Genomic DNA, 16566 nt, shown 5'->3' on the forward strand with positions numbered 1-16566 from the left:
TTTCCTTTTAATTAACCAAGGTTCAGCGCGTCATTGACCAGGTCTTGCTGCTGTTGTTGATGTACGGACATATAGCCCACGGCCGGTGAAGCAGAAGCCGGACGGCCTGCGTAACGCAGTGACGCACCAAATGGAACCACTTCGCGGAAATGATGCTGACTGCAATACCATGCGCCCTGGTTCAGTGGCTCTTCCTGACACCAGACGAAATCCTGAACATGGGCGTAATTCTTCAGCGCTTCCTGCACCGCTTTGTGCGGGAACGGATAGAGCTGTTCGATACGCACGATGGCGACATCGGTCTGCTCGTTCTTACGACGCTGCTCCAGCAGATCGTAATAAACTTTACCGGAGCACAGCACTACGCGTTTCACCTGCTGCGGATCGAGGTCGTCGATCTCACCAATCGCCGGCTGGAAGCTGCCGTTGGCCAGCTCATCAAGGCTGGACACCGCCAGCGGATGACGCAGCAGCGACTTCGGCGACATCACGATCAGCGGACGGCGCATACCGCGCAGCGCCTGACGACGCAGCATGTGGTAGACCTGCGCTGGCGTTGATGGCACGCAGACCTGCATGTTCTGCTCAGCACACAGCTGCAGATAGCGCTCAAGGCGCGCGGAGGAGTGCTCCGGCCCCTGCCCTTCGTAGCCGTGCGGCAGCAGCATCACCAGACCACACATGCGGCCCCATTTCTGCTCGCCGGAGCTGATGAACTGATCGATCACCACCTGAGCGCCGTTGGCGAAGTCACCGAACTGCGCTTCCCAGATGGTCAGCACGCGCGGCTCGGCGGTGGCGTAACCGTATTCGAACGCCAGTACCGCTTCTTCCGATAGCACCGAATCCCACACCTTGAACTGACCCTGACCGTTATGGATGTGGTGCAGCGGAGTGTAAGTTGAACCGTTCTGCTGGTTGTGAATCACCGCGTGACGGTGGAAGAAGGTGCCGCGGCCGGAGTCTTCACCCGACAGGCGCACCGGAATGCCTTCGTCCACCAGCGTGGCGTAAGCCAGGTTTTCCGCGCCGCCCCAGTCGAACAGCTTGTTGCCTTCCGCCATCTCTTTGCGGTCGTTGTAAATCTTGGCAACGCGCGACTGCACTTCCACCGCTTCCGGAATGCTGCTGATGCGGCGCGCCAGCTCCTGCAGACGTTTCATGTCCACGGTTTCCGGGTAGCTCTCATCCCACTCGTGGTTGAGGTACGGAGACCAGGTGAACGAGTGCAGGCTCATCGGACGCCATTCCGGCACCACGCACTCGCCTTCATCCAGCGCATCGCGGTACAGGTTTACCAGCTCGGTGGCATCTTCCTGCGTGGCCACGCCTTCGCTTTCCAGCTGATCGGCGTAGATTTTGCGCGGCGTCGGATGCTTTTTGATTTTCTGATACATCAGCGGCTGGGTTGCGCTTGGCTCGTCGGCTTCGTTATGGCCGTGACGGCGGTAGCACACCAGGTCGATGAACACATCGCGTTTGAAGGTGTTGCGATAATCCAGCGCCAGACGGGTAACAAACGCTACCGCCTCCGGATCGTCCGCGTTGACGTGGAAGATCGGCGCCAGCACCATTTTGCCGATGTCGGTGCAGTAAGGGGTAGAACGCGCATCTTTCGGATTCGAGGTGGTGAAGCCCACCTGGTTGTTAATCACGATGCGTACGGTGCCGCCCACTTCGTAACCGCGCGCCTGCGACATGTTCAGGGTTTCCTGCACCACGCCCTGGCCAATAACCGCGGCGTCACCATGAATGGTGATCGGCAGGACTTTGTTGCTGCCCGGCTCCGCCAGACGATCCAGACGCGCACGCACCGAGCCCATGACTACCGGGCTTACAATTTCCAGATGCGACGGGTTGAACGCCAGCGCCAGGTGCACCAGGCCGCCTTCGGTTTCCACGTCTGACGAGAAGCCCATATGGTACTTCACGTCACCGGTACCAAGGTGCTCTTTGTGCTTGCCGGAGAACTCGTCGAACAGATCCTGCGGTTTTTTACCCAGCACGTTGATCAGCACGTTGAGACGGCCGCGGTGCGCCATGCCCAGCACCACTTCACGCGTGCCGCTCTTGCCGGCGTGGCGAATCATTTCGCGCAGCATCGGTACCAGCGCATCACCGCCTTCCAGCGAGAAGCGTTTGGCACCCGGGAATTTCGCGCCGAGGTATTTTTCCAGGCCCTCTGCCGCCGTCAGCTCTTTCAGGAAACCTTTTTTCTCGTCCGCGCTGAATGACGCATGGCCCACCACCGATTCCAGACGCTGCTGAATCCAGCGCTTCTCTTCGGTGTTGTTGATGTGCATGTACTCTGCACCAATCGAACCACAGTAGGTCTGCTGCAGTGCGGCATAAAGATCGGCCAGCTTCATGGTCTCTTTGCCAATGGCGAAAGAGCCTACGTTAAAGCTTTCCTGAAAATCGGCGTCGGTCAGATCGTGGAAGGCCGGATCGAGATCCGCCACGCGCTCCTGCTTCCACAGGCCGAGCGGATCGAGGTTAGCGTGCTGATGGCCGCGGAAGCGGAACGCATTAATCAGCTGCAGCACTTTAACCTGTTTGGAATTAGCGGCCGGATCGGTGACTGTGGAGGTGTAGCGGGTGGCGTCTTTCGCCAGGCGGCGGAAGTATTCACGCGTCGTGGAGTGAAACTGCTCAGGTTTCACACCGGTGCCCGGCAGCTGCTGGAACATCGAGCGCCACACTTCATCAACAGAGTCAGGATCGGTCAGGAAATCCTCATAGAGTTGCTCTATGTAGGACTGGTTCGCGCCGGCCAGCCAGGAGGAGTCCAGCCAGGGTTTCATCGCGCTGTTCTGCATTGTGATCCCTTAAGCATTAATCTGCTTTTTTGAGGTTTCATTTGTTGCCGCTTACGCGGCTTGCCGTAGTGAGTTCAGCGATACGAACCTGTGCGCAACCGGCGCCTGGCCCGTAAGGGAACCTTTATAAGCGTGGTCAGTACCGCGCTTATAGAGGCTTCCGTAAACGATCGGGAACCTGAGTTCCCGACCGTGACTTCCGTTTGTTACGCCCCGCGCTGCAGCAGCATCGACTTAATGTGGCCGATGGCGCGCGTTGGGTTTAAGCCTTTCGGGCACACGCTCACACAGTTCATGATGCTGTGACAGCGGAAAACACTGAAAGCATCATTCAGATTGTCGAGACGCGCATCGGTTTCGGTGTCGCGGCTGTCAATCAGGAAGCGGTACGCCGCCAGCAGGCCGGCCGGACCGATGAACTTGTCCGGATTCCACCAGAACGACGGGCACGACGTGGAGCAGCAGGCACAGAGAATACACTCGTACAGGCCGTCCAGGTGCTCGCGCTGCGCAGGCGTTTGCAGATGCTCGCGCGCTGGCGGATTTTCCCCATTATTCAACAGGAAAGGCTTAATCTTCTCATACTGAGCATAGAATTGTCCCATGTCCACCACGAGGTCGCGGATTACCGGCAGACCGGGCAGTGGACGGATAACAATCTTCTTGCTGCCATTGCCCAGTGCGGAGACCGGCGTGATACACGCCAGGCCATTTTTACCGTTCATGTTGAGGCCATCGGAGCCGCACACGCCTTCACGGCAGGAGCGACGGAAGGCCAGCGTAGGATCCTTCTCTTTCAGACGGATCAGCGCGTCCAGCAGCATCATGTCGCGACCATCTTCCGCTTCGAGGGTGTAATCCTGCATGCGCGGTTTGTCATCGACTTCCGGGTTGTAACGATAGATAGAAAATTCGAGTCTCATGATGATCTCCGCAATTAGTAAGTACGCGCTTTCGGTGGGAAGGCCGCACGCAGTTTCGGTTGCATGTTCACCTCACGGCGCGTCATGCTTTCCGTTTGCGGAACATAGAGGCTGTGGCACAGCCAGTTGGCATCATCACGCTCCGGGTAGTCGAAGCGGCTGTGAGCGCCACGGCTTTCGGTGCGGAAGTTGGCCGCTACCGCGGTGGCGTAAGCGGTTTCCATCAGGTTATCCAGCTCAAGGCATTCGATACGCTGGGTGTTGAAGTCCGGTGAACGGTCATCGAGACGCGCGTTTTTCAGGCGCTCACGAATCTCTTTCAGCTCGGCCAGGCCTTCACGCATCGCATCCCCTTCACGGAATACCGAGAAGTTGTTCTGCATGCAGCGCTGCAGCGCCTTGCGGATTTCAACCGGGTCTTCACCGGTGGTGTTGTTTTCCCAGCGGTTGAAGCGGGCCATCGCCGCGTCGATTTCATCTTCGGTGGCGTCGCGCAGTTCGCCCTGCTCAGCGATGCACTCCATCAGGTGAACACCGGCCGCGCGGCCGAATACCACCAGGTCGAGCAGCGAGTTGCCGCCAAGACGGTTTGCGCCGTGTACCGATACGCAGGCAATTTCGCCTACCGCGAACAGGCCCGGAATCACTTCATCTTCGCCCTGCTCGTTAACGCGCAGCGCCTGACCGGTCACGCGGGTCGGTACGCCGCCCATCATGTAGTGGCAGGTCGGGATAACCGGAATCGGTTCTTTAATCGGGTCAACGTGAGCAAAGGTGCGCGACAGTTCGAGGATGCCCGGCAGACGGGATTCCAGCACTTCAGCGCCCAGATGGTCGAGTTTCAGTTTGATGTGTGGGCCCCACGGGCCGTCGCAACCGCGACCTTCACGGATTTCCACCATCATTGAACGCGCCACCACATCACGGCCCGCCAGATCTTTGGCGTTCGGCGCGTAGCGCTCCATGAAACGCTCGCCATGCTTGTTCAGCAGATAGCCACCTTCACCACGGCAGCCTTCGGTCACCAGCACACCCGCCCCGGCGATGCCGGTTGGGTGGAACTGCCACATCTCCATATCCTGCATTGGCACGCCGGCACGCAGCGCCATGCCGACGCCGTCACCGGTGTTGATGTGGGCATTGGTGGTGGACTGATAGATACGGCCAGCACCGCCGGTCGCGAGGATAGTGGCTTTGGCTTTGAAGTAGACAGTTTCACCGGTTTCGATGCAGATGGCGGTACAGCCGACGATCGCGCCGTCAGCGTTTTTCACCAGATCCAGTGCATACCACTCGGAGAAGATGGTGGTTTTGTTTTTCAGGTTCTGCTGATACAGCGTATGCAGCAGGGCGTGGCCGGTACGGTCGGCAGCAGCAGCGGTACGCGCCGCCTGCTCACCACCGAAGTTTTTCGACTGACCACCAAACGGACGTTGATAAACGCGGCCGTCATCAAGACGGGAGAATGGCAGGCCCATGTGCTCCAGCTCCAGAATCGCTTCCGGACCGGTTTTACACATATATTCGATCGCGTCCTGGTCACCGATGTAATCGGAGCCTTTGACGGTATCGTACATGTGCCATTCCCAGTTATCTTCGTGGGAGTTACCCAGCGCCACGGTAATCCCGCCCTGCGCCGATACGGTGTGGGAACGGGTTGGGAACACTTTGGATAACAGAGCACAGCTCTGGCCCGACTGGGAGATTTGCAGCGCGGCGCGCATACCCGCACCACCTGCGCCGATCACCACGGCATCAAATTCTCTGACTGGCAAACTCATTTACACACCCCACACCACAACAGTTCCATAAATTGCATACGACAACAGCGCGACCACAATCACCAGTTGCAACACCAGACGCGTTGCCAGCGGTTTCACGTAGTCGGTCAGGACCTGCCACATGCCAATCCAGCCGTGGACCAGAATCGAGAACAGCGTCAGCAACGTGAACACTTTGGTAAAGGAGGAAGCGAAAAAGCCGCGCCAGACGTCATACGTCAGCGTGCCGGTCATCACGACAAAACCGAGGATGTAGAGAATGTAGAGCGTAATTAAGATTGCAGCAGCACGCAGTAACAACCAGTCATGGATACCGTTGCGTCCTAATGCAGAAGCATTGCTTACCATACGAGGACTCCAGCCAGAATTGAGAGCACGACAGTGATAACAAAAACCGCTTGCGCGGTACGGGTTCCCACCTGCAGGGTTTCTGCCGTAAAACCGAAGTCGGCCAGCATGTGACGAATGCCGCTTGCTGCGTGATATGCCAGCGCGGTCAGAATGCCCCACATGATGAATTTGGCGAAGAAGCTATCCATGATGGATGCCGCTTGCTGGAAACCTTCCGGAGAAGAGAGGGAGAGACCCAGTAACCAGAGCAGAATTCCGAGAGCGACAAAGGTAATCACGCCGGAGACGCGGTGGAGAATGGACGATATTGCAGTAACGGGAAACCGGATCGTCGAGAGATCCAAGTTAACAGGTCTTTGTTTTTTCACGGTTTTGCCCACACAGCTCTTTTTTATTTTGCTTCCTCCGGTCCTGAGTTACAGAAGAGCACAGTGCGTGTTCGGACTGCAACCGCCACCAAAATAGCAACATCCAGTGTTAAATGAAGCGGGTAAAACGCTGGGTGGCTCCTGGTGTCAGGGTATTCCGGAGACCTGGCGGCAGTATAGGAGGATCACATTCTGATTACAATTCCCCTACAATCTCTTTGGTCACATTTAAGCTGAACAGTGATCCGCCTCACGTATTTCACAATTTATACATTTTTAATTATCTGATTTGACAATAGATCAACATTTCAGTTACAAACGAACGCACTAAAACCCTATGATGCATAAAAGTTATGGGGATACACTTTCCCCTAAGCTCAAGTTATGTAACATTGCCTTTACGAGCAACACAAACCGTCAGGTTATTGGTTACCAAGAAGTTATGTCGTGACAGGATCTTTAACATCCACGATGTGCAGCGCGTCATGCCCGGACACCACCGATTGGCTTTACACATTTCGCTCCGTAACCTTGCAGCATGAACGTTACCGCTGAGTGATGCTGTGAAGATTCTGTTTTAGCCTAAGTCGTGCGGGTTGCAACAAGGCAGTAAGCGTGCAAATGATGGGCGTTTACGGAAGTAAATGACCGCACTGCGCGCGCGCAGCCAGTGTAGCGGCGGCCCGAAAATACGGCGGGTAAACGCAACATGATGACTGTTCTGGTGTCTAAGATCCTTACCTACTAAGGCGCTATGGAGACGAAAAATGACAGATAAAAAAGTGACGCTAACCCTACAAGATAACAACTCCGTGGAACTGGATGTGATGCAAGGCACGCTGGGACAGGATGTTGTTGATGTCCGCGCCCTTGGCTCAAAAGGCCTGTTCACCTTCGACCCCGGTTTTACCTCTACGGCGTCCTGCGAATCAAAAATTACCTTTATTGATGGTGATGAAGGGATTTTGTTACATCGCGGTTTCCCTATCGATCAGCTGGCTACCCACTCAAACTATCTGGAAGTGTGCTACATCCTGCTGAACGGTGAAGCCCCAACTCAGGCGCAGTACGACGAGTTCCGCACCACCGTAACCCGTCACACCATGATTCACGAGCAGATCACACGCCTGTTCCACGGCTTCCGTCGTGATTCACACCCGATGGCAGTGATGTGCGGCGTGACCGGCGCGCTGGCTGCCTTCTATCACGATTCATTAGACGTGAATATTGAACGTCACCGTGAAATCGCCGCCTTCCGCCTGCTGTCAAAAATGCCGACCATGGCCGCGATGTGTTACAAATACTCCATCGGCCAGCCGTTTGTGTATCCGCGTAACGACCTCTCCTATGCCGGTAACTTCCTGCATATGATGTTTGCTACGCCGTGTGAAGAGTACAAAGTGAACCCGGTGCTGGAACGCGCCATGGACCGTATTCTGATCTTGCACGCTGACCACGAACAGAACGCATCAACTTCTACCGTGCGTACCGCCGGTTCTTCCGGTGCCAACCCGTTTGCCTGTATCGCCGCCGGTATCGCCTCGCTGTGGGGACCTGCGCACGGTGGTGCCAACGAAGCCACGCTGCGTATGCTGGAAGAGATCAGCACCGTGGATCACATCCCGGAATTCGTGCGTCGCGCCAAAGATAAGAACGATTCGTTCCGTCTGATGGGCTTCGGTCACCGTGTGTATAAGAACTATGACCCGCGCGCGACCGTGATGCGTGAAACCTGTCATGAAGTGCTGAACGAGCTGGGCATGAAGGACGACCTGCTGGAAGTGGCGATGGAGCTGGAGCACATCGCGCTGAACGACCCGTACTTTATCGAGCGCAAACTCTATCCGAACGTCGATTTCTATTCCGGTATCATTCTGAAAGCGATGGGCATTCCGTCATCAATGTTTACCGTGATCTTCGCGATGGCGCGTACCGTTGGCTGGATTGCGCACTGGAAAGAGATGCACGACGAAGGCATGAAGATTGCCCGCCCACGTCAGCTCTACACCGGTTACACCGAGCGCGAATTCAGCTCGGCGCTGAAAAAATAACAATCAGGGCGGGTTATCCCGCCCTTTTCTTTTTTAGTACACGGCGAAAGTTTGGGGCGCATCGTGCCAAGCCCTGCCTGGCTAAGCCCCGTTTCAGGCGTCCTCGCGCCGCTGACGCGGTACCTTCACATCCTTCGTCAGTCTGACGGACCGCCGTAGACGGGACATCCTGTCCCGGCTACGGCTTTCGCCCGCATCCATGCGGTCTCATCCTGACTTCCTCATGCTGTTCAGCGCTGCGGATTGCCTGTCCCGGGGCTCAGCCAGTCAGTGCATTAGCTCTGGTGCAGTTTGCCGGGAGACGATGCGGGGATGGCCTGTCCCGCGCCTCTTCTATTGATGACCAATACTCAATGCTGACAGCCCGGACACCAGTAAAACGGTCGTGATGAAAGTACGCCTTTCTCAATGACGGTGCCGCAGCGCCGGCACTTTTTGCCCTGGCGGTGAAACACCTCGAAACGAAACGCCGCCTCTTCGTGATACTTCTTCATGCTGCCACGCATCTGATAGGACAAACGCGGCACCGCCAGCATGGCGTGGCTCAACGCATCCAGCTGCTGGTCGCTCAAATCCTGTGCACGATGCTGCGCCAGCAAACCGGCGTGCCACAAAATCTCGACGCGCAGATAGTTGCCGAGCCCGGCGAGAAATGCCTGATCCAGCAGCAAACCGCTGAACTGGCGGCGACGAAAACGCGGCGACAGCAGTCGCTCGCGCACCTCTTCCACCGTCAGCGTAGCGTCCAGTACGTCAGGTCCGACGCGTTGCAAAAACGGATGCGCGCCAAGCGTATCTGCGTTCAGCAGCTCAATATCCGAAGCGCTATACAGCAAAATTGCCCGGTCGGCATTACCCAGCCGCACGCGCAGCTGGCGCGAAGTATTGGGCTCAGTCCCGCTCGGCACCACACGCCACACGCCGTACAGCTGATTATGGCTATACAGCGTCAACCCGTTGGAGAAGTGTGTCAGCAGTGCCTTGCCGCGCGTTTCAAAGGCGTCGATGGTTTCCCCCATCAGCGCCGGTTCGTAGGTCTTCAGCGCCGGAAAAGCAAACCATACCTCGGTCAGAGGCTTGCCCACCATTGCCGCTGCAAGTTGATCCGCCGCGCGGCGGATCTCCGGTCCCTCTGGCATAACCGCTCCTGATTAATGGGTTGCGCCGCCCACTTCGCGAATGTCTTTCTCTGTGCTGAGAATCACCTGCAGCGACGTTTCCAGCGCCTGGATCACACTGGCGGTCGACATACTCGGTGCCCCAGGATGCTGCGCCGCCTGCTGCGGCATATACGGGATATGCACGAAACCGCCGCGTGCTGCGCTGCCTGTGGTCTGCAGCCAGTGCAGCAGGTGATACATGACGTTATTGCAGGTAAACGTCCCGGCGGTTTGCGACACCGAAGCCGGAATCCCCACTTCGCGCAGTGCCGCGACCATCGCTTTGATCGGCAGCGTGGAAAAATAGGCCGCCGGTCCCCCGGCGACAATCGGCTGATCGACCGGCTGCTGCTGGTCGTTATCCGGAATGCGCGCATCGTTCACATTAATCGCCACGCGCTCTACGCTGATATCGCTGCGCCCGCCAGCCTGGCCGACGCACAGCACGCGGTGCGGCTGCAGCTCTTCCAGCGCAGCGGTCAGCACCTGGCCGCAGCGGGCGAATACCACCGGCAGCTGGCGCACCACAATCCGCGCGCCGCCGAACTCCCGACCATCAAAGCTGCGTACCGCTTCCCACGACGGATTAATGCGCTCGCCGCCAAACGGCTCGAACGCCGTCATTAACACCGTTTTCATCGCAACCTCACAGGAACATCAGGAAATAAAGCAGGAAAATATTTACTACTAACAGTAGCACACCGGTTGGCACCTGAGCCTTGATCACCGCGTTACGGTCCGGCAGCTCCAGTAAACGTGCCGGAACAATATTGAAGTTGGCAGCCATTGGCGTCATCAGCGTGCCGCAGTACCCGCAGAACATGCCGATCGCCGCCATCACCGCCGGATTGCCACCGTGCTGCAGCACCAGAATCGGAATACCGATGCCGGCGGTGACAATCGGGAACGCCGCAAACGCATTGCCCATCACCATGGTCAGCAGCGCCATGCCCAGCGCATACACCGCGACCGCAATCAGCCGGTTATCCACCGCCAGATAGTGTTCGGTCAGATGTGAAATCGCCGTGCCGACGCCAGCGCTGGTAAACAGCAGGCCGAGCGTGGCGAGGATCTGCGGCAGGATAAATGCCCAGCCCACTGCATCCAGTAAGCGCCGCGTCTCCTGCATCGACTGCAGCGGCTTCTCGTGGGTAAACTTCAGCGCAATCAGCCAGCCCAGCACGCAGCCAATCATCATCGAAAACAGCGTGACCAGCGTCGAATGATTGCCCGGGCCAAACACCCGCTCCTGCAGACCGGGAATATGATTGAACGCCAGCACGCCAATCACCGTCACCAGCGGGATCGCCAGCGCCGGCAGAAACAGCTTGTTGCCGAGACGCTGCGCGCTCTGCTGCTTCTGTTCATCGCTGCGCTGATGATAGCGACCGAGGCGCACGCCGCCGAACCCGGCAATCAGCGCCATGATCACCACCGCCGCGCCCACGGCAATATGCAACCAGCGACGTCCCAGCTCCGCATCACCGGCCCACTGCCCCATCAGTTGATAAGCACCGTCGCCAATCAGGAAAATCAGACCGTACAGCGCCCAGAATAAACCGGTGGTAAAACGGCGCGGGTTGGCGCTATCGCGCCATGACAGCAGCGCGACAATCAGCAGGATCGCCCCGGCCAGCCACATCAGATACTGTTGCTGAAACATCACTCACCTCCTTTTTCGCGCAGCGCCTGCTGGTTGAGCGCGCCCAGCTCACGCGACAGCTGACGGTCGAGCCGCACCAGTCTCGCAGCATGAATCAGGAACGCACACAGCGCCGTCGGAATGCCCCACAGCGCGATGTGCAACGGCTCGGTGCTGATGCCCGCCGACTCCTGCATAAAGTTGTGCATAAAAATGATCGCGCCGAAGGCCACGAAAATATCTTCACCGAAGAACAGCCCGACGTTATCGGTAGCCGCCGACATGGCGCGCAGCCGCTGACGAATCTCCGGTGATACGCTGCCGTAACGGTTTTCAGTAGCACCTTCGGCCATCGGCGCCAGCAGCGGACGCACCATCTGCGGATGCCCGCCCAGGCTGGTCAGCCCCAGCGCCGCAGTCAGCTCACGCACGAACAGATAGACGATCAGTAAACGGCCGGCGGTGGCGGTTTTGATCCGGGCGATCCACGTCTGCGCACGCTCTTTCAAACCGTGGCGCTCCAGCAATCCAATAACCGCCAGCGGTAACAGCAGGATCAGCGGCAGATTACGGGTATTGAGAAAGCCGGAACCGAGCTTCTCCAGAATATCGCCGAGCGGCATATGCGCCGCCAGCCCGGTGACAAAACCGGCAACAATCACCACCAGCACCGGGTTGAAGCGCAGCACAAAGCCAAGCACAATCGCGGCAATGCCGAGTAACGGCCAGAGATTGACCACGTTATCCATGTTTTCCCCTCGTCAGAAATAAAAAGCCCGGCAACAGGCCGGGCTAACAGTCAATGATCAGGCGCTGGTGACAGCAATCTGATTTGTCGCAAAAGCGGCGCGCAGCGTGCGGGCGAATTCCAGCGCATGGGCGCCATCGCCGTGCAGACAGACCGTCTGCGCATTCACCGCCACCCATTCGCCGCTGACGCTGCGCACCTGACGCTGCTGCACCATGGTGAGCGTCTGCGCCAGCGCCTGCTCAGCCTCTTCGATTAACGCCCCCGGCTGGCTGCGTGGCACCAGCGCGCCACTGGCCAGATAGCCGCGGTCAGCAAACACCTCTTCGCGCGTACGCAGACCATGATACGCGGCGGCGGCAATTGAAGCGCTGCCCGCTAGGCCAACCAGAATCAGCGCCGGATCGACGGCCTTCACCGCGCGCGCAATCGCATCCGCCAGCGCTGCATCGGCCGCCGCCTGGTTATACAGCATGCCGTGCGGCTTCACGTGCACCAGCTTCGCTCCTTCACTTTCGGCGAGGCTTTTCAGGGCACAAATCTGGTAGATCACCTGCGCGTAGACGGTTTCCGGTGGCAGCTGCATGGCGGTCCGGCCAAAATTTTCCCGGTCGGGAAAGCTCGGATGCGCACCAATCGCCACGCCGCTGGCACTGGCCCAGCGCACCGACTGCAGCATGGTTTCGGCATCGCCGGCATGGAAACCGCAGGCGATGTTGGCCGAGCTCACCAGCTCCAGCAGGGCCCGATCGCTGGCACTGCCTTCACCGAGGTCGGCGTTAAGATCGATCTTCATGAGCAAGCCCCCAGGCTATCTGATCAAGCGAACGTTGCTGCTGCTGTTTGGCCAGCAGCGCCTCCTCCAGCGTGCAGCGGATGAAGTGAATCGGTTCTCCCAGACGAATCTGCGCCAGCTGATAGAGATCGGCTTCGATGACGCAGGCAATACGCGGATAGCCGCCGGTGGTTTGCGCATCGGCCATCAGCACAATCGGCTGACCGTTCGGCGGCACCTGCACCACACCCGGCACCAGGCCGTGCGACAGCAGTTCACGTGCGACACTGCGCTGCAGCGGACTGCCCTGCAGCCGGTAGCCCATGCGGTTACTTTGCGGGCTGAGCTGCCACGGGTTACGCCAGAATGCGTCCTGCGCGTCGTGGGTAAATTCGTTGTATTCCGGCCCCGGCAGTGCGCGGATGCGGTTGCCCCACAGCAGCTGCCGTACGCCAGCCTGATGGCTGAAGCGGCGCGTCGGCTTGCCCAGCGGCAGCTGATCGCCATCCTGCAGTTTACGTCCCTGCCAGCCGCCAAAGGCCGCTTTGAGATCGGTGCTGTGCGAGCCCAGCATGGCGTCGATGGCAAAACCGCCGTTCACCGCCAGATAGCTGCGCATACCGCGCGTGGGCATGGACAGACTCAGCACCTGGCCTTTTTTCACCGGCAGACGCCAGCCGGTCCACACCGGCTGGCCATCCAGTTCGGCGCTGCAGCTGGCACCGGTCAGCGCAAACCAGCCGTCGCGACGAAACTCCGCTTTGAACTGACCGAGCACAATTTCCAGCACCGCGCTGTTTTCCGCGTTGCCGACCAGCATATTGGCCGTGCGCATTGAAGGCTCATCCAGTGCGCCGCTCAGGCTGATGCCGTATTGCCGCCAGCCGTGGCGGCCGCGATCCTGCACCGAGGTCATTAATCCGGCACGCAAAATGTTTAACATACGCCCTCCCGTTGTGGCACGAAGCGGACGCTGTCGCCGGGACGCAGCAGCGTCGGCGGCTGCTGCTGTGGATCGAACAGGCTAAGCGGCGTGTGACCAATCAACTGCCAGCCACCGGGCGCAGCCAGCGGATAGATACCGGTCTGGCTGCCGCCAATGCCCACAGAACCGCCAGGCACCACCAGCCGGGGCTCGGCGCGACGCGGCGTGTGCAGCCGCTCATCCAGCCCACCGAGATAAGGGAAACCCGGCTGAAAGCCAATGAAATAGACCACGTAATCCGCGCTGCTGTGCAGCTCCACCACCTGTTGCGAGGTCAGATCCGCCGCACGGGCGACCTCCGCCAGATCCGGACCGCCCGCGCCGCCATACACCACCGGAATCTCAACCTGACGCGGCTCGGCCAGCAGCACCTCGCTCTCTTCCCACCAGCGCTGCAAACGCTCAATTGCATCCAGCGCTTTCAGCTGCGGATCGCGCAGCAGCAGCGTCAGGTTATTCATGCCCGGAATCACTTCCGCGATCTGCTCATTCTGCTGCAGCCGCTGGCACAATCCCCAGATGCGCTGCTGGCTGACGAGCGAAACCGGCGGTTCCAGCTCCAGTACCACCGCCCGCTCACCCAGCAGATAACAACGTGCTCGTTGCAAAACCCACCTCCCGGTCATTAATAAAACGCGCCGTGACCGCAGTGACGGCGCGCCTGAGGGCATTCGCTTATGCGAAAAGTCAATAAGTTATGCGAAAGTGAAGGAGATGTGTCAACTGATTTGCGCCCGGCACGTGTTTTCCGGGCGCATAAGCGAGGCGGTCAGGCGGGATTGTCGATATCGATAAAGGTCACATCCAGACCATGCTGGCTGGCGAGCCACTCACCGAGCGCTTTGATGCCGCCGCGTTCAGTGGCGTGATGGCCGGCAGCAAAGAAATGCAGCCCCTGTTCACGGGCGCTGTGAATGGTCTGCTCAGAGACTTCACCGCTGATAAAGGCGTCAACGCCAAAGGCGGCGGCCGCATCGATAAAGCCCTGACCGCCACCGCTGCACCATGCCACCCGGCGAATCAGCGCCGGAGCATTATCACCGCAGTGCAGCGGCTGGCGGCCGAGGCGCGCCGCGATCTTTTCCGCCAGCGCCGGACCGCTTAGCGGCTCAGCCAGCTCGCCCCAGGGCACCAGCGGCTGAATTTCACCTTTGACGTCGATATCAAACAGCGTGGCCAGCTGGGCGTTGTTGCCCAACTGTGGGTGAGCATCGAGCGGCAGGTGCCAGCCGTACAGGTTGATGTCATTGGCCAGCAGCGTGCGCAGACGCTGGCGTTTCATTCCTTTAATCACCGGCGCTTCGCTCTTCCAGAAGTAGCCATGATGCACCAGTATCGCATCGGCCTGGCGTTTTACCGCCTCATCCAGCAGCGCCTGACAGGCCGTCACGCCGGTGATTACGCGGCGCACCTGCTCACGCCCCTCAACCTGCAAACCATTGGGCGCATAGTCGCTGAAGGCACTGGTGTTGAGTTGCTGATTGACGATCTGTTCTAACTCGAAATTGTTCATAACGGCTCCGTGACCGCCTCAGGCTGCGCTGCGCGCGCGCTCGAAGGCGTCTAATGTCTTTTTACGTGCCGCCTTATGTTCCACGATTGGCGCCGGATAATCGAGTTTCTTGTTATTTTTCTCCGCCCAGGCGTGCGGCTGATGGATGGCGCTGTCCGGCACGTCTTGCAGCTCCGGCAGCCACCGGCGGATAAACTCGCCCTGCTTATCAAAGCGCTCGCCCTGGGTCGTCGGGTTGAAGATGCGGAAGTAAGGCGCGGCGTCGGTGCCGGTCGACGCGGCCCACTGCCAGCCACCGTTGTTAGCCGCCAGATCGCCGTCAATCAGCTGCTGCATGAAATAGCGTTCACCCTCGCGCCAGTCAATCAGCAGATCTTTCACCAGAAAGCTGGCGGTGATCATGCGTAACCGGTTGTGCATCCAGCCCAGCGTATTGAGCTGGCGCATCGCTGCGTCGACAATCGGATAACCGGTTTTGCCCTGCTGCCAGGCGGTAAGGTGTTGCTCATTCTGTTGCCAGCTGACATTGCGCGTCCAGTCGACAAACGGCTGATGCTTACACAGCGCCGGAAAGGCCACCATCAGGTGGCGATAAAATTCGCGCCAGACCAGTTCATTCAGCCACACCAGCGCGCTGCCATTGTTCAGCGCCTGCGGATGCTCCTTCAGAATGCGATGCAGGCACTGACGCGGCGACAGCACACCAATCGCCAGATATGGCGACAGGCGGCTGGTACCGTCAATCGCCGGTATGTCGCGCTGCTGGTCATATTTTTCCACCCGCTGCTGGGCAAAATGGCGCAGCTGCTTCAGCGCCGCCTCTTCTCCGGCAGGAAACCAGGTTTCGTCGAATTCTTCCACAGGATAATCGAATGCCGCTATTTTTTTGCCGGCGGCCACGGGTGCCCCGGCGCGCGCTTTCGGTGCGTGATGGCACTCTGGCAGCCCCTGTTGCAGACGCCGGATAAACGCTTTGCTGAACGGCGTGAACACTTTGAACATGCTGTTGCTGCCGGTCTGTACGCTGCCCGGCGGTAACAGCAGGCTGTCATCGAATCCCTGGCACACCACGCCCTGCTGATCGAGCTGCTTTTCAACCGCAGCATCGCGCTGGCGCTCATTGAATTCATACTGATAGTTGTAAAACAGCGCATCCACCTTGTGCTGCTGGCAGAAGGTCGCCAGATAGTCGCCCGACGCGGCGAAGTCATCGCACTGATGAAAGTGCAGCTTAATACCGCGTTCTGCCAGCGACTGCTGCAGCAGGCACAGGTTTTGATGGATAAAAGCCGCCTGTTTGGGAGCCATGCTGTGTTGCTGCCACTGGCCGGGCGTGGCGATGAACAGCGCCAGCACCTCGGCCTGATTGTCGCGGCAGGCCGCGGCCAGTGCGCTGTTATCATTCATGCGCAAATCGTTACGCAGCCAGACTAAGTGAGTGCTCATAACG

At 58.7% G+C, this 16566-nt stretch carries 15 protein-coding genes; 1 reads left to right on the forward strand and 14 read right to left on the reverse strand.

Translation table 11 applies throughout. The annotated features are described in order from the left end of the window. Positions 1–11 precede the first annotated feature (11 nt). From sucA to sdhC, 5 genes are all read right to left on the reverse strand, one after another. A complete protein-coding gene (sucA, locus tag AC6I7J_RS13710) occupies positions 12–2819 on the reverse strand; it encodes a 2-oxoglutarate dehydrogenase E1 component (protein WP_021508537.1) in 2808 nt (935 codons plus the stop codon). Positions 2820–3025: 206 nt separating this feature from the next. Continuing rightward, positions 3026–3742 (reverse strand): succinate dehydrogenase iron-sulfur subunit, encoded by a 717-nt coding sequence (locus AC6I7J_RS13715; protein ID WP_021508538.1) that lies wholly within the window; start codon positions 3740–3742, stop codon positions 3026–3028. Positions 3743–3756: 14 nt separating this feature from the next. Then, positions 3757–5523 (reverse strand): succinate dehydrogenase flavoprotein subunit, encoded by a 1767-nt coding sequence (sdhA, locus tag AC6I7J_RS13720; RefSeq protein WP_021508539.1) that lies wholly within the window; start codon positions 5521–5523, stop codon positions 3757–3759. Then, positions 5524–5871, reverse strand: coding sequence for a succinate dehydrogenase membrane anchor subunit (gene sdhD / locus AC6I7J_RS13725; protein WP_021508540.1), 348 nt, complete (start codon positions 5869–5871; stop codon positions 5524–5526). Next, positions 5865–6254: a succinate dehydrogenase cytochrome b556 subunit gene (sdhC, locus tag AC6I7J_RS13730; RefSeq protein ID WP_021508541.1), complete on the reverse strand. Its 390-nt coding sequence runs from the start codon at positions 6252–6254 to the stop codon at positions 5865–5867. Before sdhC ends, sdhD begins: the two co-directional genes overlap by 7 nt. A 755-nt stretch (positions 6255–7009) precedes the next feature. Here sdhC and AC6I7J_RS13735 point away from each other — a divergent pair. Then, complete coding sequence (locus AC6I7J_RS13735; protein ID WP_021508542.1) at positions 7010–8293, forward strand: citrate synthase; 1284 nt, start codon at positions 7010–7012, stop codon at positions 8291–8293. 350 nt (positions 8294–8643) lie between these two features. Here the strand turns inward: AC6I7J_RS13735 and nei are convergent, their stop codons facing one another. The 9 genes from nei to phrB form a co-directional block, all read right to left on the reverse strand. After that, entirely contained in the window at positions 8644–9432 is a 789-nt protein-coding gene (nei, locus tag AC6I7J_RS13740) for an endonuclease VIII (protein WP_058769449.1), read from the reverse strand. Between the two features lie 12 nt (positions 9433–9444). Further along, positions 9445–10092 carry a pyroglutamyl-peptidase I gene (gene pcp / locus AC6I7J_RS13745; RefSeq protein WP_058775288.1) on the reverse strand — a complete coding sequence of 216 codons (648 nt, stop codon included), beginning with the start codon at positions 10090–10092 and terminating at the stop codon, positions 9445–9447. Between the two features lie 7 nt (positions 10093–10099). Next, positions 10100–11116, reverse strand: coding sequence for a DUF979 domain-containing protein (locus AC6I7J_RS13750; RefSeq protein WP_166719974.1), 1017 nt, complete (start codon positions 11114–11116; stop codon positions 10100–10102). Beyond that, positions 11116–11844 (reverse strand): DUF969 domain-containing protein, encoded by a 729-nt coding sequence (locus AC6I7J_RS13755; RefSeq protein ID WP_498005956.1) that lies wholly within the window; start codon positions 11842–11844, stop codon positions 11116–11118. The genes AC6I7J_RS13750 and AC6I7J_RS13755 overlap by 1 nt, the downstream gene beginning before the upstream one ends. Before the next feature lie 57 nt (positions 11845–11901). Beyond that, a complete protein-coding gene (gene pxpA / locus AC6I7J_RS13760) occupies positions 11902–12639 on the reverse strand; it encodes a 5-oxoprolinase subunit PxpA (RefSeq protein WP_498005958.1) in 738 nt (245 codons plus the stop codon). Continuing rightward, entirely contained in the window at positions 12623–13561 is a 939-nt protein-coding gene (gene pxpC, locus AC6I7J_RS13765; protein WP_058757884.1) for a 5-oxoprolinase subunit PxpC, read from the reverse strand. The genes pxpA and pxpC overlap by 17 nt, the downstream gene beginning before the upstream one ends. Then, complete coding sequence (pxpB, locus tag AC6I7J_RS13770) at positions 13555–14211, reverse strand: 5-oxoprolinase subunit PxpB (protein WP_021508549.1); 657 nt, start codon at positions 14209–14211, stop codon at positions 13555–13557. Before pxpB ends, pxpC begins: the two co-directional genes overlap by 7 nt. A gap of 161 nt (positions 14212–14372) precedes the next feature. Continuing rightward, positions 14373–15116 (reverse strand): type 2 GTP cyclohydrolase I, encoded by a 744-nt coding sequence (locus AC6I7J_RS13775; protein WP_021508550.1) that lies wholly within the window; start codon positions 15114–15116, stop codon positions 14373–14375. An 18-nt stretch (positions 15117–15134) separates the two neighbouring features. After that, positions 15135–16562, reverse strand: a complete 1428-nt coding sequence (gene phrB, locus AC6I7J_RS13780; RefSeq protein WP_498005960.1) for a deoxyribodipyrimidine photo-lyase — start codon at positions 16560–16562, stop codon at positions 15135–15137. Positions 16563–16566: the final 4 nt, after the last annotated feature.

The organism is Type-C symbiont of Plautia stali (assembly GCF_059730935.1).